Source organism: Nocardioides sp. NPDC059952 (genome assembly GCF_042730435.1).
In the GTDB taxonomy this organism is placed as follows: Bacteria; Actinomycetota; Actinomycetes; order Propionibacteriales; family Nocardioidaceae; genus Nocardioides.
Genome location: NZ_JBHWLY010000009.1, coordinates 40704 through 62907, shown reverse-complemented (window position 1 = coordinate 62907; position 22204 = coordinate 40704). Strand labels below are relative to the sequence as shown.

25 protein-coding genes are annotated in these 22204 nt (G+C 69.0%); 16 read left to right on the top strand and 9 right to left on the bottom strand.

All coding sequences use genetic code 11. The annotated features are described in order from the left end of the window. Position 1 precedes the first annotated feature (1 nt). Positions 2-841, bottom strand: a complete 840-nt coding sequence (locus ACFV9G_RS06505; RefSeq protein ID WP_378725977.1) for a hypothetical protein — start codon at positions 839-841, stop codon at positions 2-4. Next, on the bottom strand, positions 838-1353 hold the full coding sequence (locus ACFV9G_RS06500; RefSeq protein WP_378725975.1) for a SigE family RNA polymerase sigma factor: 516 nt from the start codon (positions 1351-1353) through the stop codon (positions 838-840). Before ACFV9G_RS06500 ends, ACFV9G_RS06505 begins: the two co-directional genes overlap by 4 nt. Before the next feature lie 103 nt (positions 1354-1456). On the opposite strand from ACFV9G_RS06500, the gene ligD reads away from it, so the two are divergent. Then, positions 1457-2428, top strand: a complete 972-nt coding sequence (ligD, locus tag ACFV9G_RS06495; protein WP_378725973.1) for a non-homologous end-joining DNA ligase — start codon at positions 1457-1459, stop codon at positions 2426-2428. A gap of 3 nt (positions 2429-2431) precedes the next feature. On the opposite strand, the gene ACFV9G_RS06490 is transcribed toward ligD, so the two are convergent. Both ACFV9G_RS06490 and ACFV9G_RS06485 read right to left on the bottom strand, forming a co-directional pair. Further along, on the bottom strand, positions 2432-4684 hold the full coding sequence (locus tag ACFV9G_RS06490; RefSeq protein WP_378725971.1) for an acyltransferase family protein: 2253 nt from the start codon (positions 4682-4684) through the stop codon (positions 2432-2434). A gap of 57 nt (positions 4685-4741) precedes the next feature. Beyond that, a complete protein-coding gene (locus ACFV9G_RS06485) occupies positions 4742-5635 on the bottom strand; it encodes a RecB family exonuclease (RefSeq protein WP_378725969.1) in 894 nt (297 codons plus the stop codon). 76 nt (positions 5636-5711) lie between these two features. Here ACFV9G_RS06485 and ACFV9G_RS06480 point away from each other — a divergent pair, with 76 nt between their 5' ends. From ACFV9G_RS06480 to ACFV9G_RS06445, 8 genes are all read left to right on the top strand, one after another. Next, positions 5712-6905: a site-2 protease family protein gene (locus ACFV9G_RS06480; RefSeq protein WP_378725967.1), complete on the top strand. Its 1194-nt coding sequence runs from the start codon at positions 5712-5714 to the stop codon at positions 6903-6905. Between the two features lie 48 nt (positions 6906-6953). Then, positions 6954-7943 carry a tRNA (adenine-N1)-methyltransferase gene (locus tag ACFV9G_RS06475; protein WP_378725965.1) on the top strand — a complete coding sequence of 330 codons (990 nt, stop codon included), beginning with the start codon at positions 6954-6956 and terminating at the stop codon, positions 7941-7943. A 149-nt stretch (positions 7944-8092) separates the two neighbouring features. Beyond that, positions 8093-9856, top strand: a complete 1764-nt coding sequence (gene arc, locus ACFV9G_RS06470) for a proteasome ATPase (protein ID WP_378725963.1) — start codon at positions 8093-8095, stop codon at positions 9854-9856. A 193-nt stretch (positions 9857-10049) separates the two neighbouring features. Further along, positions 10050-10550: a MarR family winged helix-turn-helix transcriptional regulator gene (locus ACFV9G_RS06465; protein WP_378725961.1), complete on the top strand. Its 501-nt coding sequence runs from the start codon at positions 10050-10052 to the stop codon at positions 10548-10550. 167 nt (positions 10551-10717) lie between these two features. Next, positions 10718-11035: a GNAT family N-acetyltransferase gene (locus ACFV9G_RS06460; protein ID WP_378725959.1), complete on the top strand. Its 318-nt coding sequence runs from the start codon at positions 10718-10720 to the stop codon at positions 11033-11035. 2 nt (positions 11036-11037) lie between these two features. Then, entirely contained in the window at positions 11038-11289 is a 252-nt protein-coding gene (locus ACFV9G_RS06455; RefSeq protein WP_378725958.1) for a (4Fe-4S)-binding protein, read from the top strand. After that, positions 11286-11840 carry an NADPH-dependent F420 reductase gene (locus ACFV9G_RS06450; RefSeq protein WP_378725956.1) on the top strand — a complete coding sequence of 185 codons (555 nt, stop codon included), beginning with the start codon at positions 11286-11288 and terminating at the stop codon, positions 11838-11840. Before ACFV9G_RS06455 ends, ACFV9G_RS06450 begins: the two co-directional genes overlap by 4 nt. Positions 11841-11948: 108 nt before the next feature. Next, positions 11949-12791 carry an alpha/beta fold hydrolase gene (locus ACFV9G_RS06445; RefSeq protein ID WP_378725954.1) on the top strand — a complete coding sequence of 281 codons (843 nt, stop codon included), beginning with the start codon at positions 11949-11951 and terminating at the stop codon, positions 12789-12791. An 82-nt stretch (positions 12792-12873) separates the two neighbouring features. Here the strand turns inward: ACFV9G_RS06445 and ACFV9G_RS06440 are convergent, their stop codons facing one another. Next, on the bottom strand, positions 12874-13626 hold the full coding sequence (locus ACFV9G_RS06440; protein ID WP_378725952.1) for an SDR family NAD(P)-dependent oxidoreductase: 753 nt from the start codon (positions 13624-13626) through the stop codon (positions 12874-12876). 136 nt (positions 13627-13762) lie between these two features. Here ACFV9G_RS06440 and ACFV9G_RS06435 point away from each other — a divergent pair, with 136 nt between their 5' ends. Continuing rightward, a complete protein-coding gene (locus tag ACFV9G_RS06435; RefSeq protein ID WP_378725950.1) occupies positions 13763-14713 on the top strand; it encodes an AraC family transcriptional regulator in 951 nt (316 codons plus the stop codon). A gap of 6 nt (positions 14714-14719) precedes the next feature. Here ACFV9G_RS06435 and ACFV9G_RS06430 read toward each other — a convergent pair whose 3' ends face one another. Next, complete coding sequence (locus tag ACFV9G_RS06430) at positions 14720-15181, bottom strand: GDYXXLXY domain-containing protein (RefSeq protein WP_378725948.1); 462 nt, start codon at positions 15179-15181, stop codon at positions 14720-14722. Further along, positions 15178-16347, bottom strand: coding sequence for a DUF2157 domain-containing protein (locus tag ACFV9G_RS06425; protein ID WP_378725946.1), 1170 nt, complete (start codon positions 16345-16347; stop codon positions 15178-15180). Before ACFV9G_RS06425 ends, ACFV9G_RS06430 begins: the two co-directional genes overlap by 4 nt. Before the next feature lie 167 nt (positions 16348-16514). On the opposite strand from ACFV9G_RS06425, the gene ACFV9G_RS06420 reads away from it, so the two are divergent. Together ACFV9G_RS06420 and ACFV9G_RS06415 are read left to right on the top strand one after the other, a co-directional pair. Then, the gene (locus tag ACFV9G_RS06420) at positions 16515-16721 is read left to right on the top strand and encodes a hypothetical protein (protein WP_378725944.1); all 207 of its coding nucleotides are present in this window, start codon (positions 16515-16517) and stop codon (positions 16719-16721) included. 19 nt (positions 16722-16740) lie between these two features. Further along, positions 16741-17082, top strand: coding sequence for a hypothetical protein (locus ACFV9G_RS06415; protein WP_091041348.1), 342 nt, complete (start codon positions 16741-16743; stop codon positions 17080-17082). A gap of 10 nt (positions 17083-17092) precedes the next feature. Here the strand turns inward: ACFV9G_RS06415 and ACFV9G_RS06410 are convergent, their stop codons facing one another. Then, entirely contained in the window at positions 17093-17716 is a 624-nt protein-coding gene (locus tag ACFV9G_RS06410) for a class I SAM-dependent methyltransferase (protein WP_378725942.1), read from the bottom strand. A 6-nt stretch (positions 17717-17722) separates the two neighbouring features. Further along, entirely contained in the window at positions 17723-18349 is a 627-nt protein-coding gene (locus ACFV9G_RS06405) for a GNAT family N-acetyltransferase (protein ID WP_378725940.1), read from the bottom strand. A 223-nt stretch (positions 18350-18572) separates the two neighbouring features. Between ACFV9G_RS06405 and dop the strand changes: the two genes are divergently transcribed. From dop to prcA, 4 genes are all read left to right on the top strand, one after another. Then, positions 18573-20084: a depupylase/deamidase Dop gene (dop, locus tag ACFV9G_RS06400; protein ID WP_378725938.1), complete on the top strand. Its 1512-nt coding sequence runs from the start codon at positions 18573-18575 to the stop codon at positions 20082-20084. Positions 20085-20200: 116 nt separating this feature from the next. Continuing rightward, positions 20201-20398 carry a ubiquitin-like protein Pup gene (locus ACFV9G_RS06395; protein ID WP_008356645.1) on the top strand — a complete coding sequence of 66 codons (198 nt, stop codon included), beginning with the start codon at positions 20201-20203 and terminating at the stop codon, positions 20396-20398. A 3-nt stretch (positions 20399-20401) separates the two neighbouring features. Continuing rightward, positions 20402-21238 (top strand): proteasome subunit beta, encoded by an 837-nt coding sequence (gene prcB / locus ACFV9G_RS06390; RefSeq protein WP_378725937.1) that lies wholly within the window; start codon positions 20402-20404, stop codon positions 21236-21238. Then, entirely contained in the window at positions 21235-22071 is an 837-nt protein-coding gene (gene prcA / locus ACFV9G_RS06385) for a proteasome subunit alpha (RefSeq protein ID WP_378725935.1), read from the top strand. Before prcB ends, prcA begins: the two co-directional genes overlap by 4 nt. Positions 22072-22204: the final 133 nt, after the last annotated feature.

Here is a 22204-nt window from a genome sequence, read left to right as displayed (position 1 = left end):
CTCAGCCGACCCACCTGAGCGAGCCGGCGAGGGCCTGGAGCTCGGCGTCGGTGGTGCCCTGCCCACCGTGGACGCTGATGAAGATGTCGCCGTGGACCTCGGTGAGGTAGGCCCCCGAGCCGGGGCCAGCCTTGTCGGGGTCCGCGCTCCACTTGGCGAAGACCTTCGCCGGGCGGATCACCAGGCCGGCCACGCCACCGTCCTCGGAGGTGCAGGACGCCTTGTCATCGATCAGGTACCACTCGCACGTCCACCCCGCGGGCTGCTTGACCGGAGCCGCGTCGAGGAGCCCGTGGGGAAGGCCCTCGGTGGCGAGAGTGATCCCGGGGTAGTCCTCGAGCAGCGGGCCGTTGCTCCACATCTGTTCGACCGCATCGGCGGGTCCGGACAGGACGATGGTGAGCCCGATGCCGACGCCCGGAGACTCGCCCGGGGCCGCCTGCGCGGTGCTCTGCGCCTGCACGGTGATCTGCATCGTCTCGGCCTCGGCGTTGGTGACGACCAGACCGGTGACACCCGCATCGAGGTCGAGTCGCTGCCCCGCGGAGAGCGGAGCCGTCGACGGTGAGGCCGAGGCGGAGGGCGCCCCGGCTGCACCCAGGGGGGACTGGTCCACGGCGGTGGTGCTCAGGAGCTGGGAGAGCCCGATGCCGCCCGCGGCGAAGGCGCCCACGGCCGCAGCGGCACCGACGGTCACGGCGATGCGCCGGCGGCGCCGGATGCGTGAGCCCGCGCTGATCGCGCCGGCCGAGAGCCCGGCGTAGTCGGGGTGCTGGTCGGCGACACGCTCGTGCAGTGCCGTACGGATGCTGGTCTCCGGGCTGTCCATGGAATCGTTCATCGGGTGGTCCTCTCCGGGAAGATGTCCGCGACCAGCGGGCGCAGCCGTTCCAGGGCACGCTTCGAGCGGGTGCGGACCGCCGTCTCGGTCAGTCCGAGATCGGCAGCGGTCTGGGACACGGATCGGTCCTCCCAGTAGCGCGCGACGAGCACGGCCCGGTCGGTCGGCGACAGCCGCTGGAGGGCGGCAAGCAGGTCGATCCGGGCGCTGGGGTCGGCATCGCTGCCCGGATCGTCCGGCAGCGTGGAGGTCGGCATCTCGGCGTTGCGCCGGAGCCGTCGGTGGGAGATGAATCCGTTGAGGAGCACACGTCGCGCGTAGGCCGCCGGGTTGTCCGCCCGGCTGACTCGCCGCCAGGACGCGAAGACCCGGGCGTACGTCGTCTGGGTCAGGTCCTCGGCGAGGTGATGGTCACCCGTCAGCAGCAGCGCGGTGCGGTAGAGCGTGCCACCCGTCGCATGGACGAAGTCGGCGAACTCCTCGGCGGAGGTCCTCGCGGTCGATGTGCTCACACCCTCTCGACGCCTCGGCCAGACCTCCACGTGACACTCCTGTGCGGATTCGGATGAGCGGGTTTCGGGTCAGCACATCATCGCAGCGCCTACGCTGGCGGGCATGGCCAAGTCATCCCCGTCGGTGGAGATCGAGGTGGACAACCGCGTCGTCAGGATCTCCAACCCGGACCGGGTCTACTTCCCAGAGACCGGCGCGACCAAGCTCGACGTGGCCCAGTACTACCTTGCCGTCGGCCCGGGGATCGTCAACGCGCTGTGGGAGCGGCCGTGCATGCTGCACCGGTTCCCCAAGGGCCTGGCCGGGCCGAAGGTGCACCAGAAGCGGCTGCCGCAGGGGGCGCCCGACTGGATCGAGACCGTACGCCTCTACTTCCCGCGCTGGGGCCGCACCGCCGACGAGCTCTGCGTGACCGAGCTCGGTGCGGTGATCTGGGCGGTGCAGATGTCGACGGTGGAGTTCCATCCCTGGAACAGCCGCCGCGAGGACACCGAGAAGCCCGACGAGTGGCGCATCGACCTGGATCCCGGTCCGGCGTGCCCGTTCTCGACCGTGCAGACGGTGGCCGGCATCGTCCGCGAGCTCCTCGACGAGCTGGGCGCGGTCGGCTACCCGAAGACGAGCGGTGGCTCGGGGATGCACGTCTATGTCCGGATCCCGGCGGAGCACGGCTTTCAGGACGTACGCCGCGCCGCGCACGCCTTCGCCCGCGAGGTCGAGCGCCGGGCACCGAAGCTGGTCACCACGGCCTGGTGGCGCAAGGATCGCGACCCGGCGCAGCTGTTCGTGGACTTCAACCAGAACACCAGGGACCACACCATCGCGTGCGCCTACTCGATCCGCGGCGTCGCCGACGGCCGGGTCTCCACCCCGATCACCTGGGAGGAGACCAAGGACGTCGACCCGCGTGAGTTCACGATGCGTACGGTGCCGGCCCGGTTCGCGGAGATCGGCGACCTGCACGCCGACATCGACGACCATCCGTTCTCGATCCAGCCGCTGCTCGAGTGGGCCGACCGGGACGAGCGCGACGGCGCCGAGACACCACCCGACGCCGAACCCGACGCCGAGTGACCGTCACCAGACCTTGAGCCGCTCGCCCAGGGTGCGACCCAGCTCCTGGGAGTAGGTCGCGGTGAGGTGGTGGCCGTCGCGGTGGGTGATCGTGTCGCCCACGACGGTGGTGCAGATGCCGACGCTGTCACAGAACATGTCGTCGAGGTCGACGGTCTCCACGCGCGCGGCCTTGGCCGCCTGCATCTGAAGGTCGGCGCCGTCCTGCTGGCTCTCGAGCGGCTTGTAGGTGCAGGGCGAGAGCGTCTTGTTGCTGCTCAGGCAGGTGGCCGGGTCGAACTCGAGCGCTGGTACGTCGCGCAGCCACACGGTGCGCTCGGCGACGGGCTTCACCTGGGCCAGCAGGCGCTGGTAGCCGCGGTAGACGGCGCGGCGTACGTCCTCGCGGTCGGTGTGGCGGCCCGAGGAGTCGTGGTAGGCGGCGCTGATCGGGCGCGAGGAGATCAGCAGCAGGTCGGGGCGGAGCTTCTTGACCGACGAGAGCATGAAGTCGTGGAAGTCGTCGCACGACGTCATCGGGTCGGTGCTGTCGATCTTGTCGGGGGTGACCAGCGAGACGGTGCACTGGGGCATCGCCAGCATGTAGGCGCGGTAGCCCGAGCGCTCGGCGATCTCCTCGACCGCGGGTGTCCAGTGGCGGGCGTGGGAGTCGCCGATGACCACGATCGTCTTCTCGGCGTCGGCGTCACCGCGCGGGCAGAGCTTGCGTACCTTCGTCGAGTAGTAGTTGCACTCGCCGACCGACTCCACGTCGTCGGAGAGGTGGGTGAGGCCCGGCTTCAGGTTGGTCGGGATCGCCTGGTTCTTGCGGGCCGCGAGCACCGAGGCCTTCACCAGCGCGGGAAGCGCGTCGGGCTCCTGCGGCTCGGCGGCGGGTGGGGCGGCGCTCGACGCCGGTCGGTCGGGTTGCTTGGACGGTCCCGACGAGGCGGAGGAGTCCGCCTCGGCCAGCGTGATCGCCGGCTGGTAGCCGTCGCGCGCGGTCCCGGTGGCGTAGGTGTTGGCGCCGAAGCAGGTCACCGCGACCAATGTGATGCTCAGCGGGTAGAGCGCCACCGGGCCCAGCGTGGCGGCTCGGCCGAACGCCGGCCGGCGCCAGATGATGCCGCGCCGGAACGGTTCCTCGACGAAGTGGTAGGAGAGCCCCGCCAGCGCGAGCGCGAGCGCGACGAGGAGCACCTGCTCCCACCAGCGCAGCTCGCGACCCAGCTGCAGCTCGGCGAGGACCAGCACCGGGAAGTGCCACAGGTAGAGCGAGTAGGACCAGTTGCCGACGACCTGCAGTGGCGGCACCGACAGCAGCCGGCCGACCACCGTCGGGCCGTGCCACAGCGTGCCGGCCACGATGATGAAGACGCTGCCGAGAACCGGCACCAGTGCCGGGGTGCCCGGGAACGGGGTCGCGTCGTTGAACTGCAGGCAGGCGCACACGATGAAGAACATCCCGAACGCCGAGAGCACCTGCGCCCGCCAGCGCGCGGTGGCGTCCTGCGGCCCGTCGTCGCGGAACGCGATCGCCGCGATCGCGCCCAGGCCGAGCTCCCAGGCACGGGTGAACGGCGAGAAGTACGCCGCCTCCGGGCTGGTCCGGGTCAGCACCGCCGAGGCCAGCAGCGATGCCACGATGACGGCGCCGAGGGCGATAACCAGCACGCGCCTGCGTCCGCGTTGATCGGGCTTGGCGGGGCTGTCGGGCGCGGTCTTCTGGCTGCGCCATCTCATCGCCCACAGGCAGCCCAGGATCATCAGCGGCCAGACCAGGTAGAACTGCTCCTCGACCGCGAGGGACCAGAAGTGCTGCAGCGGCGAGGGCGGCAGCGCTGCGGAGAAGTAGTCGGTCTCCAGCGACGCGAACCGGAAGTTCGCGGCGAACGCCGCCGACCACAGCGCGTCGAGGGCGATCACGCGGGTGCGTACGAAACCGAGGAAGAGGGCTGCATAGACGACGGTCGCGAGCAGCACCAGCGTCGCCGCCGGCAGGATCCGGCGGGCCCGGCGCGCGTAGAAGCCGAGCAGGCTGACCCGGCCCTCGGTGCGTACCTGCCGCATGAGCTGCTGGGTGATCAGGAAGCCCGAGATCGCGAAGAAGACGTCGACGCCGACGAAGCCGCCGGTCAGCGATCCGAAGCCGACGTGCAGCGCGACGACCGCGAGCACCGCGATCGCGCGGAGGCCCTGGATGTCGGGACGATGCCGAGACGAGGTGGGGCCTGTCGACTCCACGAGCAGCCGCACCTCCCTCAGCGCATTCGTCACATTCGTCGCGACGATAACTCTCGCAACCGGCCGATCCTGGTAGACGCGCCTAGGGTCCTAGTCGAGATCGAGGTCGTCGCCTGCCGCGACGGGTCCCGGCGTCGCAGAAAGCGCGGCCGGAAGTGGGGGAGGAGTGCCGCCGAAGGCGGGGCACAGCGGCTTGTGGGCGCACCATCCGCAGAGCTTCCCCGGGTTCGGCTGCCACTCGCCGGTCTCCTGGGCGGTGCGGATGGCCCGCCAGATCGCTTCGGCCTTGCGCTCGGTCGCGAGCAGGTCGGCCTCGTCGGGCACGTAGCGCAGGATGTCGCCGGAGCCGAGGTAGATCAGCTGCAGCATCGCCGGCACCACGCCCCGCGTGCGCCAGATCACCAGGGCGTAGAACTTGAGCTGGAACAGCGCCTTCGCCTCGTACGCCTCGCTCGGGATCCTCGAGGTCTTGTAGTCGACCACCCGGATCCGGCCGTCGGCGGCGACGTCGACACGGTCGATGAACCCGCGCAGCAGCAGCTTGGAGTCGAGCAGCGCCTCGACGTAGTGCTCGCGCTCGGCGGGCTCCAGACGGCGCGGGTCCTCCAGGTCGAAGTAGCGCCGCAGCACCTGCCGGCACGACTCCAGCCAGCCCTCCTCCGCGTCGTCGGCCCCGGAGGTGAAGAGCGTCGCCAGGGCCGGGTCGAGGCTGCGTACGTCCTCCCATGCCTGCTCCACCATCGACCTCGCCTGCCGGGGCGTGCGCTCGGGACCGGGCAGGTCGAAGAGGTCCTCGAGCACCTTGTGCACCACGGTCCCGCGCGCAGCCGCCTCCGAGGGCGGCTCGGGAAGCTGGTTGATGGTGCGGAACCGGTAGAGCAGCGGGCACGAGGTGAAGTCGCTCGCGCGGCTCGGGGAGAGCGACCCCAGCACGTTGACGCCGTCGACCGGGGTCGACAGCGAATCGGCAGGTGAGGTGCTCATGACCTCGACACTATTCGCAAGCACCGACAACCGGGTCGACACCACCTGGCAACCGCCGTTCAAGTACGCTCGGAATGTGGCAGACCCTGACCCACGCCCCGACCGCGACAAGCCGGTCGACGAGGCGGAGCCCACCCCCCGAGTCCCGGGCACGATCAAGGTCGGCTCGATCGCGGGCAGCGACGTCCTGGTGACGCCGTCCTGGTTCCTCATCGCGGCGCTGATCGCCTGGTTGATGGCGCCCCAGATCGAAGCCGTGGAGCCCGGCCTGGGCTGGCTGGCGTACGTCGCCGGCTTCGCGTTCGCGATCGTCCTCTACGGCGCGGTGCTGCTGCACGAGGCGGCCCACGCGATCGTCGCCAAGCGGCTCGGTTATCCGGTGGGAGTGATCATGCTCCACTTCCTCGGCGGTGCGACCTCCGTGGAGAAGGAGGCGAGGCGCCCCCGCGACGAGTTCTGGATCGCGGTGGTGGGGCCGCTGGCCTCCCTCGCCGTCGCGGGCGCCGCGTTCGGCGTCTCCGTGCTCGCCTTCGAGGCCCCGTTCCGCACGTCCAACGGACTGATGGGTCTGATCGTCACCGGCCTGTGGGTCACCAACCTCTTCGTCGGCGTGCTCAACCTCGTCCCCGGTCTGCCTCTCGACGGCGGCCGGTTGCTCAAGGCGGGGGTGTGGGCCGCGACCGGCAACATCAACCGCGGCAACATCGTCGCCGGCTGGGCAGGGCGGGTCCTTGCGGTAGTCGTGCTGCTGTGGCCCTTCATCCAGGGGCAGATCCTCGGCGTCCAGCCCGACCTCACCGACTACGTCCTGGCTGTCATCATCGGCGTCTTCCTCTGGAGCGGCGCCTCCGCGGCGATCATGTCGGCGAGAGCGCGCATGCGGCTCCCGCTCCTCGTCGCCCGCGACCTCGCTCGCCGCACCCTGGCCGTGCCCGCCGATCTTCCGCTCGCCGAGGCCGTACGCCGCGCCCAGGAGGCCGAGGCGGGCAGCATCGTCACGGTGAGCAGCGGCGGCGAGCCGATCGGTCTCGTCCACGAGGGCGCGCTGCTGGCCACCCCGGAGGATCGTCGTCCCTGGATGGCCACCTCGACGGTCACCCGTCAGCTCGAGGACGGCCTCACCCTCCCGGCCGACATCGACGGCGAGTCCCTGGTCAAGGCGATCTCCAAGACCCCGGCACCCGAATACCTCTTGGTCGAGCCCGACGGCTCGATCTATGGCGTACTGGTCACCTCCGACGTCGACGCTGCCTTCCGCGCGGGAGCTTGAGGGATCGCGGTTTGCCGGGTTGGCCGGGAGAACGGGTAGCCTCGGCGGGTGTCAAGCGCTGATATCCCAGACATTCCGGCCGAGGCCCGAGCGGGCGTGCACCGCGGGCCGCTTCGTGAGGGCGAGTGGGTGCGGCTGACCGACACCAAGGGTCGCCGCCACAACTTCGAGCTCGTCGCCGGCAAGCGCTTCTTCTCCAACAAGGGCCACATCGATCACGACGAGCTGATCGGCCGCGAGGAGGGCTTCACGGTCACCGCCTCGACGGGCGGTGAATACCTGGTCTTCCGCCCGCTGCTGTCGGAGTTCGTGGTCTCGATGCCGCGCGGCGCCGCGGTGGTCTACCCCAAGGACGCCGCCCAGATCGTCGCCATGGCCGACATCTTCCCGGGTGCCTCCGTAGTGGAGGCCGGGGTCGGCTCCGGCGCCCTGACCTGCTCGCTGCTGCGCGCGGTGGGCCCGTTCGGCAAGGTCACCTCCTTCGAGCGTCGCGAGGAGTTCGCCGAGGTCGCCCGCAAGAACGTCGACCAGTTCTTCGGTACGCCGGCGGGGGAGTCCCACCCGAGCTGGTCGCTCAACCTGGGCGACCTCCAGGAGGAGCTGCCGCGCCAGCAGATCCGCTGCGACCGGCTGATCCTCGACATGCTCGCTCCGTGGGAGTGCGTCGACGCGGCGGCCGAGGCGCTCTACCCCGGTGGCATGGTCTGCGCCTACGTCGCGACCACCACCCAGCTGTCCCGCTTCGTCGAGACGGTCCGCGCCCACGGCGGGTTCACCGAGCCGCAGGCCTGGGAGTCGCTGGTGCGCGACTGGCACGTCGAGGGTCTCGCGGTCCGGCCGGGTCACAAGATGATCGGCCACACCGCCTTCCTGGTCACGGCCAGGAAGCTGGCACCGGGCGAGCGTGCGCCGCGCAAGACGCGTCGACCTGCCCCCGGGGCGTACGGACCTGACTACACCGGCCCGCGCCCGGCTGACATGCCGGTTCCCGAGCCGGTCGTGGAGGTCCTGCCCGAGGATGGCGCCGAGGTGGACTGAGTCCACTCCGCGTCGGCGCACATCTTCCGGTGTGCCACGGGTCGACACGAACTCGGCCGCTACCGACGAATAGTGTCCAACACCGGTAAATCCTTCTCCTCTCCTGCCCCTCTCCCTTGTAGGGTCGAAGCAGTAGAGGAGGTGTGCTGATGTCGACATCCGATGGATTCCGTTCCGAGGGGCGCAGCCCCGAGGAGCTCGAGAGTCATGTCCGTTTCCTTGAAGCTGAGGTGACCGACCTGCGGCACAGACTGACCGAGATGCCCGGATCTTCGCGTGGCCTGGAGGCGCGGCTCGCCGACGCGCAGCGCTCCCTGTCCGCCGTTACGTCGCAGAACGAGCGACTCACCGTGACGCTTCGGGATGCCCGAGACCAGATCATCAAGCTCAAGGAGGAGGTCGACCGGCTGGCACAGCCGCCAGCAGGCTTCGGCACCTTCATCGAGCGCAACGAGGACGACTCGATCGATGTCTTCACCGGCGGGCGCAAGCTCCGGGTGACCGCATCGCCCAACGTCGACCTCGACGAGCTGCGCTATGGCCAGGAGGTCATGCTCAACGAGGCGCTGAACGTCGTGGCCGCGATGGAGTTCGAGAAGGTCGGCGAGGTGGTGATGTTCAAGGAGCTGCTCGCCGACGGTGAGCGCGCCCTGGTGATCGCCAACGCCGACGAGGAACGGGTCGTACGTCTGGCCGAGCCGCTCCTGCAGGACGCCATCCGCGCGGGTGACTCGTTGCTGCTCGAACCACGGTCGGGATATGTCTACGAGAAGGTGCCGAAGTCCGAGGTCGAGGAGCTCGTCCTGGAGGAGGTGCCCGACATCTCGTATGAGTCGATCGGTGGCCTCGCCGGCCAGATCGAGCAGATCCAGGACGCGGTCGAGCTGCCGTACCTCTACCCCGACCTCTTCATCGAGCACCAGCTCAAGCCGCCCAAGGGTGTGCTGCTCTACGGTCCTCCGGGCTGTGGCAAGACCCTGATCGCCAAGGCTGTCGCCAACTCGTTGGCGAAGAAGGTCGCGGCGAAGACGGGAGCGGACGGCAAGTCCTACTTCCTCAACATCAAGGGCCCCGAGCTCCTCAACAAGTACGTCGGTGAGACCGAGCGCCACATCCGCCTGGTCTTCCAGCGGGCTCGTGAGAAGGCCGCGGCCGGCACCCCGGTGATCGTCTTCTTCGACGAGATGGACTCGCTGTTCCGCACACGTGGCACCGGTGTCTCCTCCGACGTGGAGAACACCATCGTTCCGCAGCTCCTCTCCGAGATCGACGGCGTCGAGGCTCTGGAGAACGTGCTGGTGATCGGTGCCTCCAACCGTGAGGACATGATCGACCCGGCGATCCTGCGTCCGGGCCGTCTGGACGTGAAGATCAAGATCGAGCGTCCCGACGCTGAGGGTGCTCGTGACATCTTCTCGAAGTACCTGGTCCCCGGCCTGCCGCTGCACCCGACCGACGTGGGCGAGTTCAACGGCGACAAGCAGGCCACCGTCGACGAGCTGATCCGCACGGTCGTCGAGCGGATGTACACGGAGTCCGAGGAGAACCGCTTCCTGGAGGTCACCTACGCCAACGGCGACAAGGAGATCCTCTACTTCAAGGACTTCAACTCCGGCGCGATGATCCAAAACATCGTCGACCGGGCCAAGAAGATGGCCATCAAGTCCTTCCTGGACTCCGGCGAGGACTCCGGCCAGAAGGGTCTGCGGGTTCAGCACCTGCTCCAGGCCTGCGTGGACGAGTTCAAGGAGAACGAGGACCTCCCCAACACCACCAACCCCGACGACTGGGCCCGCATCTCCGGCAAGAAGGGCGAGCGGATCGTCTTCATCCGCACGCTCATCACCGGCAAGCAGGGCACCGAGCCCGGCCGTTCGATCGAGCAGGTCTCCAACACGGGTCAGTACCTGTAGTCCTCGGGAGCAACCGAGATCGGCCCGCCACCTGCGGATACGCGGTGGTGGCCGATCTCGTCCGGGCGCGTACGCGGCGCCGTCTGCAGTCGCTTTTGAGCGAGTCGCACGCGAGTCCGAAGAGTGTGCGTCTGTCGCAGCCATGGACGGGTGTCCTTATTACGTCAAGCAACTACACGCTAGCCTCGACGGTATGGACGATCGGCGTACGACGGCTGGGAAGGTTGCCCCGTTCTCGCCGGAGGAGGAGGCGGCCTGGCGCGCTCTGGCGCGTGCGGTTGTGGTGATTCCGCGGGTGCTCGATGCCGACCTCATGCAGGCGGAGGGGCTGACCCTCACCGAGTACACCGTGCTGATGAACCTGTCCGAGGCTCCCGAGCGTTCGTTGCGGATGAGCGAGCTCGCCAACTATGTGGCGATCTCGGTGAGCGGGCTGACCCGCGTCGTGGAGCGGCTGGAGCGGGGCGGTCTGGTCGAGCGGATGCGTTCGGTGGCAGACGGTCGCGGCCAGCTCGCGTGCCTGACCCCGGCCGGTCTGAAGTGCATGAAGCAGGCCTGGCCCGCGCACCTCGAGAGCGTCCGCCGGCACGTGATGGACCACCTCCAGAGTCTTGATCTGGTCGCCTTGGCCGATGCGCTCGCGCCGATCGCCCAGGCCGAGGTCGGGCCGCCGGCTCGCCGCCGAGGCCGCTGACACCGGGCGCATCCCGGCGTCGCCTCTCTCGGTCGCCGCCGCGCAGCGACACCGTCGTGACGCTCCTTGATTTGCCTCACCTTCCTCATATCATTGCTTGTGCAAACAGATACAGGTGCTGTCCCGATGGCGCACGAAGCATGCAGGCCCCCGAGCAAGGACAAGAGATGACGGAAATCGATGTTGAGGTCGCCCATGCCCCCGAGCGCCTGCGCTACGAAGCGCGTGTGGGCGGATCCGTGGTGGGGTTCGCCGAGTACATCCTCGCCACCGACCTGATCGTGTTCACCCACACCGAGGTCGACCCCGCCTTCGAGGGGAAGGGTGTCGGCGCGGCGATCGCCCGGTTCGCGCTCGATGACGTACGTGACACGAGCCAGCGCAAGGTGATGCCGCTGTGCCCGTTCATCAAGGGCTGGATCGGCCGCCACCCCGAGTACATCTCCCTCGTGAAGCGTGTCCCCGCATCGACGGCGAAGGACTGAGGATGGCGCGCAAGACCTACACCGGCCCCGTGGTCGACGTCTCCTTCGACGCAGATGTGTGCCGGCACGCCGCCGAGTGCGTACGCGGCATGCCCACCGTCTTCGACACGGCCGCACGGCCGTGGATCGACCCCGGCCACGCTGATTCGGAGGAGACCGCACAGACCTTGCGGGACGTGATCGGGCGCTGCCCCTCGGGCGCGCTCCGCCTCCACGAGCACCAGGGCGACCAGGACAAGGAGTCGCGAGCATGAACATCACGGTGATCGGACGCGGCAACATCGGCGGTGGCCTGGCGGATCTGTGGGAGCGTGCCGGGCACCAGGTGACGAGACTGGGGCGAGGCGGCGGTGACGCCAGTGCCTCCGACGCTGTCCTGCTTGCCGTCCCCGGCGCCGCTGTCGAAGCGGCGCTGGCGTCCGTCACCGGGCTCGAGGGGAAGACGGTGCTCGACGCCACCAACCTCTACGGGGGCGCTCGCCCACCGGACGGGTTCTCCTCCAACGCCGAGTACGTCAAGTCGGTCACCGGCGGACCGACGGCTAAGGCCTTCAGCACCAACTTCGCCTCCCTCTTCGGACGGATCGCCGACGCCCGCGTACGACCGAGCGGCCTGTGGGCCGGCGACGACCAGGCCCAGGATGTCGTCAGCCGGCTCAGCGACGATGCCGGGTTCGAGGCGGTGCGCCTGGGCGACCTGAGCATGGCCGCCACCCAGGAGGGTCTCGCCGGCACCCTGTTCGCGATCGCGCAGTCAGGTCTCGGCGAGTTCGTCTATCGAATGGCGCCGCCCGAAGAGCTCTGAGCTGCAGCCGCGGGCGGAACCACCATCTGGATGGCCCGCCTGGAGGCACACTGTCCATGAGGTCAACGAGCTGCCAGCGTCGCGCTGGTCGTACAGGAAGGGGAGATGATGGCTTTCATCACGGTGGGTCAGGAGAACAGCGCGCCGGTCGAGCTGTACTACGAGGATCAGGGAACCGGTCAGCCGGTCGTGCTCATCCACGGATACCCGCTCAACGGTCACAGCTGGGAGAAGCAGACGCGCGAGCTGCTCGCTGCCGGCTACCGCGTGATCACCTACGATCGGCGCGGCTTCGGGAACTCGTCCAAGGTCGGCAGCGGCTACGACTACGACACCTTCGCCGCCGACCTGAACACGGTCCTCGAGACTCTCGACCTGAGCGATGTCGTACTCGTCGGCTTCTCGATGGGCACCGGTGAGCTCGCGCGGTACGTCGCCAGGTACGGACACGAGCGGGTCGCGAAGCTCGCCTTCCTCGCGTCGCTCGAGCCGTTCCTCGTGCAGCGCGACGACAACCCCGAAGGCGTCCCGCAGGACGTGTTCGACGGGATCGCCGCGGCCGCGAAGAACGACCGCTACGCCTGGTACACCCAGTTCTTCAACGACTTCTACAACCTGGATGAGAACCTCGGCTCCCGGATCAGCCAAGAAGCCGTCACCGGCAGCTGGAACGTCGCTGTCGGTAGCGCCCCGGTGGCCGCGTACGCGGTGGTCTCTTCCTGGATCGAGGACTTCCGCGGCGACGTCGAAGCGGTTCGCGAGGCCGGCAAGCCGACACTGATCCTGCACGGCACCAAGGACAACATCCTGCCCATCGACGCCACCGGACGCCGCTTCCGCGACGCCGTTCCTGGGGCCGACTACGTCGAGGTCGAGGGCGCTCCCCACGGTCTCCTGTGGACCCACGCCGATGAGGTGAACGCCGCGCTCGCGGAGTTCCTCCGTAAGTGAGCATCACCTGGTGAGGACCGATCGCGGAGGGCAGCGGTACGGCTGCCCTCCGCGACCATGGGACGCCGCCGCGGGTCCGGGCTCAGGTCTGGTTCGCTCCGCCGTCGACGTAGAGGTTCGAGCCGACGACATAGCTGCTCTGCTCAGAGGCCAGGAATGCGATGACAGCGGCAGCCTCCTCGGGCCGACCCATGCGGCCCTTGGCCACGGTCGCGGCGACGTGCTCCTTCATGGCGCGGGCGGTCTCCTCGTCGCCGAAGGCCGCGGTGCCCCCAGGGGTCTCGATCCATGCCGGCGAGACCACGTTGACCCGGATACCCCGGTGCTTGAGCTCGGCCGACCAGGTCCGCGCGAACGACCTGACCGCCGCCTTCGACGCCGCGTACGCTCCGAACGCCTCCATCCCGCGGTCGGCCGCCGTGGAGCCGGTCAGGATGACCGAGGCGCCCTCGTTGAGCAGGGGGAGCGCCTTCTGCACGGTGAACAGGGTGCCTCGGGTGTTGACCCCGAAGGTCTGGTCGAAGTGTTCCTCGGTGGTCTGCTCCAACGTCACGAACGTGCCGACCGCAGCATTCGCCACCAGCACGTCGACTCCCGCGCCGCGGGCGCGGACCGCGTCGTAGAGCCGGTCCAGGTCGGCCGGCTCGGAGATGTCGCCAGTGACCCCCGTCGCCCGATCCGGTCCGATGGTCTTGACGGCGGCCTCCAGCTCAGCCTCACGCCGCCCGGTGACGAACACGTGCGCGCCCTCTTCGGCCAGTCTCACAGCGGTGGCGAGGCCGATCCCGCTGCTCGCACCGGTGACCACTGCCGTCTTGCCGTCCAGCTGTCCCATGTGAGTCTTCTCCATCACTCGCCCCGTGCGGGGCGTACTCGTGTGCAGGTGATCTACCTACGACATCGATAGTGCAGCCGCTTTGCTGGAAGATCCATAAGTCAGAGTCCGGTATTCTTTACGCATCGTCCAGGAGGTGTTGGTAGTGCTCGGTTTCCGAGATCCAGTGGCCGACGCGATCGGACTGCTCAGGCCCCGCACGGTGGTCGGCCCCAGCCTTCAGGCGACGGGGGAGTGGGCCTTGAGCTTCGACACGTTCTTGCACGTACGGATCGGTGGTCTCGTATGCGGCACCTGCTGGCTGATCCTCGAAGGGCATGAACCGGTGCTCCTGGAGGAGGGCGACACCTTCATGCTGGGCAACCCGCCGCCGTACGTGCTGGCCAGCACGCCCGCTGCCAGCCCGCGCCCCGCGGAGCAGGTGTGGGCGAGCGCCGAGGAGGGGTTCGTCCGCATCGGCCCGGCCTCCGAGGACGATCTCTATCTCTGCGTCGGGCACATCGAGTTCGATCACCAGAATGCGGCCCTCCTGACCGATCTCCTGCCGCCGCTGGTGATCGTGCGTGCCGGCGATCCGCATGGCAACCGCCTCGGTCAGCTGATCGATCTGCTGGCCACCGAGGTCGGCCTCACCGCTCCAGGCGGCCCGCTGGTCCAGAACCACCTCGCCCAGATCCTGCTCGTGCACATGCTGCGTGCGCACGCCGGGCAGACAGACCGGCCGACCGGCTGGCTCGGCGCCCTGAACGAGGACGGCATCGGCGCCGCCCTTCGCGCGGTGCACGCGGACGTGGCCTACCCCTGGGACATCAACGAGCTCGCCGAGATCAGCCACATGTCACGCTCCGCGTTCGCCCAGGCCTTCAAGAGCCACGTCGGGGTCCCACCGCTGGAGTACCTGATCCAATGGCGGATGAGCCTGGCCCGCGACGCTCTTTCCCGTGATGCGCTGTCGATCTCCGAGCTCGCACGGGCCACCGGCTACCGGTCCGAGAGTGCGTTCAGTACCGCGTTCCGCCGGGTGGTCGGCTCATCGCCCACGCAGTTCCGCGCCCAGGCGCGCAGATCGGCCGAGGTCGGACGCTGAGGATCTTCACGGCGTCCGGACTGCGACGAGGGCCGCGTGGCCGCGCGAGTCGACCTTCACCACCGCGACGGCGTCGCCGCCGTTGACCTCGGTCTCGATCTCCTGGGCGCGGTCCTGCGGGAGGAAGAGGCTCTCGATGCCACAGCTGAGCCGCCAGCCGTCGTCGTGGCACTTCAGGAACAGTCCCTCGGCGGGTGGCTCGGTGGACACGCCGCTCGCCTCCCAGACCGGGCCACGACGTGCCAGCGAGACGTACGCATCGCCGGTCTCCTTCGTCGTGCGTGTGCTGATGCCGGCATAGGAGAGGTCCACGTAGGCGCCACGGAACGGGACGATCGGATCGACCGGCTCGACGCGGAGCCGGATGTCCTCGCCGGTGGCGCGGGCGGAGAGCTGGCCGGCGACGGCGAGGCCAACGAGGCCGAGATTGAGGACGCAGACGAGCGCCACCCGGGTGCGAGCGTTCACGAGAGGGCCTCACTGAGGTTGGCGGCCACGCCCCGGCGGGCGCGGTCGAAGACGAAGCCGGTGGCGAGCAGGAGCACGCCGAGCAGCAGGAAGAGGGTCGCGCCGGACATGATCGGGGCGAAGACCGCGAAGCTCTGCATGGTCGTGAAGACGACAAGCGCGCCGGTGGCCAGCACGACGAGCAGCGTCTGGTCGCGCACCGAGCCGTCGACGGCGACCGCGCCGGCGATGACGACGTACACCGCGATGCTGACGAAGGCGGACAGCCATGCCTCGCCCGACACGGAGGCGAGGTCGTCGACCTGCGGGTCCCAGGCGACCAGTGCCAGCCCGATCGGCACGATGAGCGCCGAAGCCAGCACCTCCCACCGGGACAGCCCGTCCGTACGCGCTGCCGCGACGATGACGAGGAGAACTGCGATCACCAGCGCTACGAGGAGCGTCGGGCTCCACGCCAGCTCGCGATCACCGATCTGCGGGACGGCGGCGACGAAGAGGCCACCCAGAACCAGTACGCCGCCCGCCAGCCGCCATACCTGGGCGAACGGCTCCCGGCGTCGATCGTGCAGCGCGGCCATCGCGGTTGCGACCACGCCCCCGACCAGCACCGCGAAGACGCCGGCGAACACGCTCTCGCTGCTCGCCACCACCTGCCAGTCGAACCAGACCATGGTCGTCACGATGCCGACCACCAGCGGCGCCAGAGCGTTGCTCGCGTAGGCGTAGAGAAGCGCCCCGAGCCCCCACAACCCCACCAGAGAGGGCTCGTATGCCGGCACCTGGAGGCTCTGCGCGGCCTGGAAGACGACACCACCGAAGCTCATCGCCGCGATGCCGCGGAACGCGCCACGCAGCGGTCGGGGGAGAGGGAGTGCCTCCGCCGCGGCTGTGAATGCGAGCCAGACGACGACGATCCCGACGAACCGCACCAGCGGCGAGAGCACGTCGAGGTTGGTCGCCACGAGCCACAGCAGCCCGACTCCCAGGAACGCCCCACCCAGGTAGGAGATGATTCGCGTCAGCGAGTTGGTGCGCGAGGCGACGTACTGTCCTCTGATCGCCTCCGCGGTGTGCTCGGTGAGGATCCCCTCGCTCACCCAGCGGGCGGTCTCGTCGTTCAGCCAGTCGAGCCGCCTGGGCGCGACGGGTCTTGCCCCGGTGTCCATAGGACCATTGCAGCGGCTCGCGGGGGAGCGGCGCGTGAGCCCCGGTACTCAACTCGACCGCCGTGCGACCTCGTCGCTCGAGGTCATTTCGGCTGCGGGGCCGGGGCCGCGGCGATAGCCTTCGGGTATTGGCGGGAACGCCCGCGGGGCATGGACGGAGAAGACGAGTGGCGGCGTGGTTGTTGATCCTGGTCGGCGCAGCGGCACTCGTGGTCGTGGTCGCCGTCGTGGCTCTGGTCTGGATGCTGTCGGGTCGAGCCGAGCCGGGTGGCGTGATCGATCCGAACAACGACCCCGGCGTCCAGGCCGCGCACGGCCACGCCGAGCGAACCAACATCCAGCACAACGTCGGGGGCCTCGGCCCCGGCATCTGATCCCCTAAGGTTGATCGACGTGGCAGACGAGATGGCGCGCAAGGACATCGAGGCGGGTCTGGAGACCCGCCATGAGCTGGGGGACGCGTTCGACGCGGAGCTGGTGGCCGGCTTCGCCGACCGCATCGAGAAGACGGTCCAGGACCGGGTCGGTGCGACCGCCGCCGCCCGCACCCTCGCCGAACGCAACGAGTCGCGCACCTCGGTCTTCCAGTTCGTTCTGGGCGCCGGGTCGGCCGTCGCCGGCATCCCGATCAGCATCACCCTCGGAGTCACCGACAACCTAGGCGCCCTGGTGATCTCCTGGGTCGGACTCGTCGGCGTCAACGTCGCTCACGCGCTGCGTACTCGTAAACGCTGAGGCGGAGCCGTCAGGCGGAAACCGCTCGCCCGACCGAGAGATACCCCCACGGCCGCGAGAACGACGGCCCGGGCAGATAGGACTGCTCCAGAGCGTCGATGGTGAAGCCGGCGGCCCCGACCAGCCGCGGGATGTCGCGGGTGAGGTGGCAGCCGCCGAAGAGGCGCTGCTGGAGGCCGTCGAGGCGGCGCTGCCAGCGGGCGACCGCGGGGTCGGGTGAGAGGCCGTGCTCGAGGAAACCGAGGGTGCCACCCGGGCGAAGGACGCGGCGCAGCTCGGCCAGGGCGCCGGCGACGTCGGGGATCGTGCACAGCGAGAAGGTGACCAGCCCCGTGTCGACCGAGGCGTCGGCGAGCGGGAGCTGGGCGCCGTCGAGCCCGACGCGGCTCACCGGGACCGATGAGCCCGAACGGCGCGCGGCCGAGAGCTGCCAGGCCACGTCGGAGGGCTCGACGGCGATGATCTCGGTGACCGCAGGCGGATAGAGGCCGATGTTGCTCCCGCTGCCGAAGCCGATCTCGACGACCTGGCCGCGGAGACCTTCACAGGCCTGCTCGCGCAGCGGCTCGAGCTGCGCGATGCCGCAGGTGCGGTCCACGAGGCGTGGCACCACCCGCGCTTCCCACAGTCCCATGGGAGCTCACTCTTCCATCTCGCCGGTCCATTGGACACCGAGAAGCATCGAATCCTCGCCCTCGACGAGCGTGGTGAAGCCGACGCGCCGGTAGAACCCGATCGCGCGGGTGTTGGCGGAGCTGACGCCGAGGTGCGCGCCGCGTACGCCGGCGACATGGAAGGCGCCGAGCATCATCCCGATCAGCTCCTTGCCGACGCCTTGGCCCTGGGCGCGGGGGAGCAGATTGATGTGAAGGTGTGCCGGGAACTCGCTGAGGATCTCGCCCAGCATCCGTGGCGGGCGGTGGATCTGAGACCGGAGACGGGCGTTCCAGTCGGTGCGGTCGTGGTCGGGCCCCGGGTCGGGGTTGACCACGCGGAGGGCGGGCCACCAGTCCTCCTCGCACTCCTTCTCGAAGGCACGGGTGAACGGGGTGCCGACGACGTAGCCCACGACGCCCTCGGAGTCGACCGCCACGAACCCGAGCCCCAGACGCAGCACGATGTAGGGGGCGGCGTAGATGTTGCCCGGCAGCCTCGGGTCTTCGTAGAACTCGGTGGCGTCCTCGCCCGATGCCCCGGTCAGCAGACAGATCGAGAAGAGATCGTCGAGGTCGTCGGCGGTAGCTCGCCGGATCTCAGGAGTGCCCATGGGCCAACCTCACCATGACCGCTGCCACGCTCCCCTCACCAGGTCTCCTCTCGGTGCCGCCCAGCCGAACAACCTCGGGCAACCTCAGCGTGGCGTGTGGATGCTCACGTGCCTTCGTGCACGTGGCCGGTAGCCTTGCAGGCATGAGCGAGCGTCAGCGAGCGACAGTCGGCCTCATGCCGCCACGTCCGTATTTTTGCGCTTGCGCTACGGAGGTGGCGGGATGAGCGTACGACGGGTGATGGGCACGGAGGTCGAATACGGAATTTCCGTGGCCGGGCAGCCCCAGGCCAACCCGATGGTGGCGTCCTCGCAGGTCGTCAATGCGTACGCATCCTCGACGCTGAAGGCGAGGAGAGCGCGCTGGGACTTCGAGGAGGAGTCGCCGCTGCGCGACGCGCGCGGCTTCGACATGTCGCGCCAGGTGGCCGATCCCAGCCAGCTCACCGACGAGGATCTGGGGCTGGCCAACGTCATCCTCACCAACGGAGCCCGGCTCTACGTCGACCACGCCCACCCGGAGTTCTCCTGCCCCGAGGTGACCAACCCGCTGGACGTCGTGCGCTGGGACAAGGCGGGTGAGCAGGTGATGCTCGACGCCTCCCGCGCGGCCGCGCGGCTGCCGGGAAACCCGCAGATCCACCTCTACAAGAACAACACCGACAACAAGGGTGTCTCCTACGGCGCGCACGAGAACTTCCTCATGCGCCGCTCGACCGCGTTCGCCGACATCGTCAAGCATCTGACCCCGTTCTTCGTCTCGCGGCAGGTCTTCGCCGGCGCCGGGCGGGTCGGGATCGGCCAGGAGCGCCCCAAGCATGGCTTCCAGATCTCCCAGCGCGCCGACTTCTTCGAGGTCGAGGTCGGGCTGGAGACCACCCTCAAGCGGCCGATCATCAACACCCGCGACGAGCCCCACGCCGACCCGGAGAAGTACCGCCGCCTCCACGTGATCCTCGGCGACGCCAACCTCGCCGAGATCTCGACCTACCTCAAGGTCGGGAGTACGTCGCTGGTGCTCGCCATGATCGAGGACGGCTACATCACCCGCGACCTCAGCGTCGACGGCCCGGTCTCCTCGCTGCGCGCGGTCTCCCACGACCCGACGCTGAAGACCCTGATCACGCTCAAGGACGGTCGCAAGCTGACCGGTGTCCAGCTGCAGATGGAGTATCTGGACCTGGCCAAGAAGTTCGTCGAGGAGCGCTACGGCTCCGACGCGGACTACCAGACCAAGGACGTCCTGGAGCGCTGGGAGTCGGTGCTCGACCGCCTCGAGCGCGACCCGATGGAGTGCGCCACCGAGCTCGACTGGGTGGCCAAGTACAAGCTCCTCCTCGGCTACCGCGACCGAGACGGTCTGGAGTGGGACGACCCGAAGCTCCACCTGATCGACCTGCAGTACGCAGACATCCGCCCCGAGAAGGGCCTCTACCACCGTCTCGTCCGCGCCGGGCGGATCCAGCGCCTGATGACCGACGACCTGGTGGAGAAGGCGATGCACGAGCCGCCGAGCGACACCCGGGCCTACTTCCGCGGCCGCTGCCTGGAGAAGTACTCCGAGAACGTCGCCGCGGCCAGCTGGGACTCGGTCATCTTCGACCTGCCGGGCCGCGAGTCGTTGCAGCGAGTGCCGACCATCGACCCGCTGCGCGGCACGAAGAAGCACGTCGGTGGCCTGCTCGACTCCTCCGACACCGCCGTCGACCTGTTCAACCGGCTGACCGGTTCCTGAGCGTCGATCGCGACTCGTGCCACATCTCGGCCCAACGTTCGACTTCTGCTTCCTCCCGTAGCGAAATCGGGCATTGTTTCCTCAGGTTTGTCGGTGCTAGTGGATAGGTTGAAGACATGGCACAGGAGCAGAAGCAGCCGAAGAAGTCCTCCGAGACGGAGGAGTCCGTCGAGACCGCGCCCGAGACCGATGTGAATGAGCGCAAGGAAGCGCTTGACTCCGACGTCGACGACATCCTGGACGAGATCGACGACGTCCTGGAGACCAACGCCGAGGACTTCGTGAAGTCCTTCATCCAGAAGGGCGGGCAGTAGCAGATGTCCGAGTCCCGTATCCCGGCTGCCTACATGACGCCGGGCACCTCGTCCTTTGCCGATTTCCTCACCGCGCAGTCCCCAGAGCTGCTCCCGGGTCATCACCCGGTCCCGGCCAACCTGGGCGACATCGCGCCGCACGGCACCACGATCGTCGCGGCCACCTTCCCCGGTGGCGTGATCATCGCCGGTGACCGGCGGGCCACCCAGGGCAACCTGATCGCCGAGCGCGACATGCGCAAGGTCTTCCCGTCCGACGAATACTCCGCGGTCGGCATCGCCGGCTCCGCGGGGCTCGCGGTCGAGCTGGTCAAGCTCTTCCAGACCGAGCTGGAGCACTACGAGAAGATCGAGGGCACCACGCTCTCGATCGAGGGCAAGGCCAGCCGGCTCTCCGCCCTCGTCCGGGGCAACCTCGCGATGGCCATGCAGGGCCTGGTCGTGGTGCCGCTCTTCGTCGGCTTCGACCCCGATGCCGGCACGGGGAAGATCTACGGCTACGACCCGACCGGCGGCCGCTACGAGCAGACCGGATACTCCGGCGTCGGGTCCGGCTCGCTGTTCGCCAAGGGTGCCCTCAAGAAGCTCTACCGGCCCGACCTCGACGAGGCCACCCTGGTCGCTGTCCTGGTCCAGGCGCTCTACGACGCGGCCGACGACGACTCGGCCACCGGTGGCCCCGACCTGTCCCGCAAGCTATTCCCGCTGGTCCACGTGATCACCGCCGACGGTGGGCGCACGCTGCCCGACGCCGAGGTCGCGGCGGTCGCCGAGGCTGTCATCACCGGGAGGCTCCAGCGGCCCGACGGTCCCATCGCCGAGCTGGAGGGTCGCCCATGAGCACTCCGTTCTATGTGAGTCCCGAGCAGCTGATGCGCGACCGCGCGGACTTCGCGCGCAAGGGCATCTCCCGAGGTCGGGCGCTGGTCTCGCTGCAGTACGCCGACGGCATCGTGTTCGCCTCCGAGAACCCCTCGGCGGCGCTGCACAAGGTGAGCGAGATCTACGACCGGATCGCCTTCGCCGCGGTCGGCCGCTACAACGAGTTCGAGAACCTCCGCATCGCCGGGGTTCGGCTGGCCGACATGCGCGGTTACGCCTATGACCGGCGCGACGTCACCGGCCGCGGCCTGGCCAACGCCTACGCCCAGACCCTCGGCACGATCTTCTCCTCGGGTGGGGAGAAGCCCTACGAGGTCGAGCTGTTCGTCGGCGAGATCGGTGACTCCGCCGAGGACGACCAGCTCTACCGGCTCACCTACGACGGCCAGGTCGTCGACGAGCACGGCTTCGCCGCCATCGGCGGTGCCGCCGAGGCGGTCGGCGGCTACCTCAAGGAGCGCTACACCGAGGGCGCCAGCCTCGAGGACGCCATCAAGCTCGCCGTGGCCGCGCTGGGCCACACCGAGACCGAGGACCGGGAGATCGAGGCGAAGAACCTCGAGGTCGCGGTGCTCGACCGCAACCGCACCCAGCCGCGCAAGTTCCGCAGGATCCGGCCGGCGACGCTGGTCGAGATCCTCGGCTCGGCCACGGCAGCAGCACCAGCAGAGGTCGAGGCCGCCGAGCCGGCGGTCGTCGAGCCGCCCGCCGAGAAGCCGGTGACCGAGGCCCCGCTGGCCCCGCCGGCCGACGACGACGGCGAGCCACCGATCGCCCCGCCGCTCGGCTGAGTCCACGAACGTGGGGGTTTGGTGGGGGGCCAGGGTAGCCACCACAAAACACAAAAACGTAAATGGGGAGAACCCAACACAGGGGGGGGGGGTGGGACAGAAGCACAGCCCGCCGCGCGCGGACCCACCCCCC

Bases quoted from the DNA above. Each gene is read 5' to 3' on its own strand.
- ACFV9G_RS06505 (WP_378725977.1), bottom strand. From the start codon at position 841: ATGAACGATTCCATGGACAGCCCGGAGACCAGCATCCGTACGGCACTG.
- ligD (WP_378725973.1), top strand. From the start codon at position 1,457: ATGGCCAAGTCATCCCCGTCGGTGGAGATCGAGGTGGACAACCGCGTC.
- ACFV9G_RS06485 (WP_378725969.1), bottom strand. From the start codon at position 5,635: ATGAGCACCTCACCTGCCGATTCGCTGTCGACCCCGGTCGACGGCGTC.
- arc (WP_378725963.1), top strand. From the start codon at position 8,093: ATGTCGACATCCGATGGATTCCGTTCCGAGGGGCGCAGCCCCGAGGAG.
- ACFV9G_RS06465 (WP_378725961.1), top strand. From the start codon at position 10,050: ATGGACGATCGGCGTACGACGGCTGGGAAGGTTGCCCCGTTCTCGCCG.
- ACFV9G_RS06460 (WP_378725959.1), top strand. From the start codon at position 10,718: ATGACGGAAATCGATGTTGAGGTCGCCCATGCCCCCGAGCGCCTGCGC.
- ACFV9G_RS06455 (WP_378725958.1), top strand. From the start codon at position 11,038: ATGGCGCGCAAGACCTACACCGGCCCCGTGGTCGACGTCTCCTTCGAC.
- ACFV9G_RS06450 (WP_378725956.1), top strand. From the start codon at position 11,286: ATGAACATCACGGTGATCGGACGCGGCAACATCGGCGGTGGCCTGGCG.
- ACFV9G_RS06445 (WP_378725954.1), top strand. From the start codon at position 11,949: ATGGCTTTCATCACGGTGGGTCAGGAGAACAGCGCGCCGGTCGAGCTG.
- ACFV9G_RS06440 (WP_378725952.1), bottom strand. From the start codon at position 13,626: ATGGGACAGCTGGACGGCAAGACGGCAGTGGTCACCGGTGCGAGCAGC.
- ACFV9G_RS06425 (WP_378725946.1), bottom strand. From the start codon at position 16,347: ATGGACACCGGGGCAAGACCCGTCGCGCCCAGGCGGCTCGACTGGCTG.
- ACFV9G_RS06410 (WP_378725942.1), bottom strand. From the start codon at position 17,716: ATGGGACTGTGGGAAGCGCGGGTGGTGCCACGCCTCGTGGACCGCACC.
- ACFV9G_RS06405 (WP_378725940.1), bottom strand. From the start codon at position 18,349: ATGGGCACTCCTGAGATCCGGCGAGCTACCGCCGACGACCTCGACGAT.
- dop (WP_378725938.1), top strand. From the start codon at position 18,573: ATGAGCGTACGACGGGTGATGGGCACGGAGGTCGAATACGGAATTTCC.
- ACFV9G_RS06395 (WP_008356645.1), top strand. From the start codon at position 20,201: ATGGCACAGGAGCAGAAGCAGCCGAAGAAGTCCTCCGAGACGGAGGAG.
- prcB (WP_378725937.1), top strand. From the start codon at position 20,402: ATGTCCGAGTCCCGTATCCCGGCTGCCTACATGACGCCGGGCACCTCG.
- prcA (WP_378725935.1), top strand. From the start codon at position 21,235: ATGAGCACTCCGTTCTATGTGAGTCCCGAGCAGCTGATGCGCGACCGC.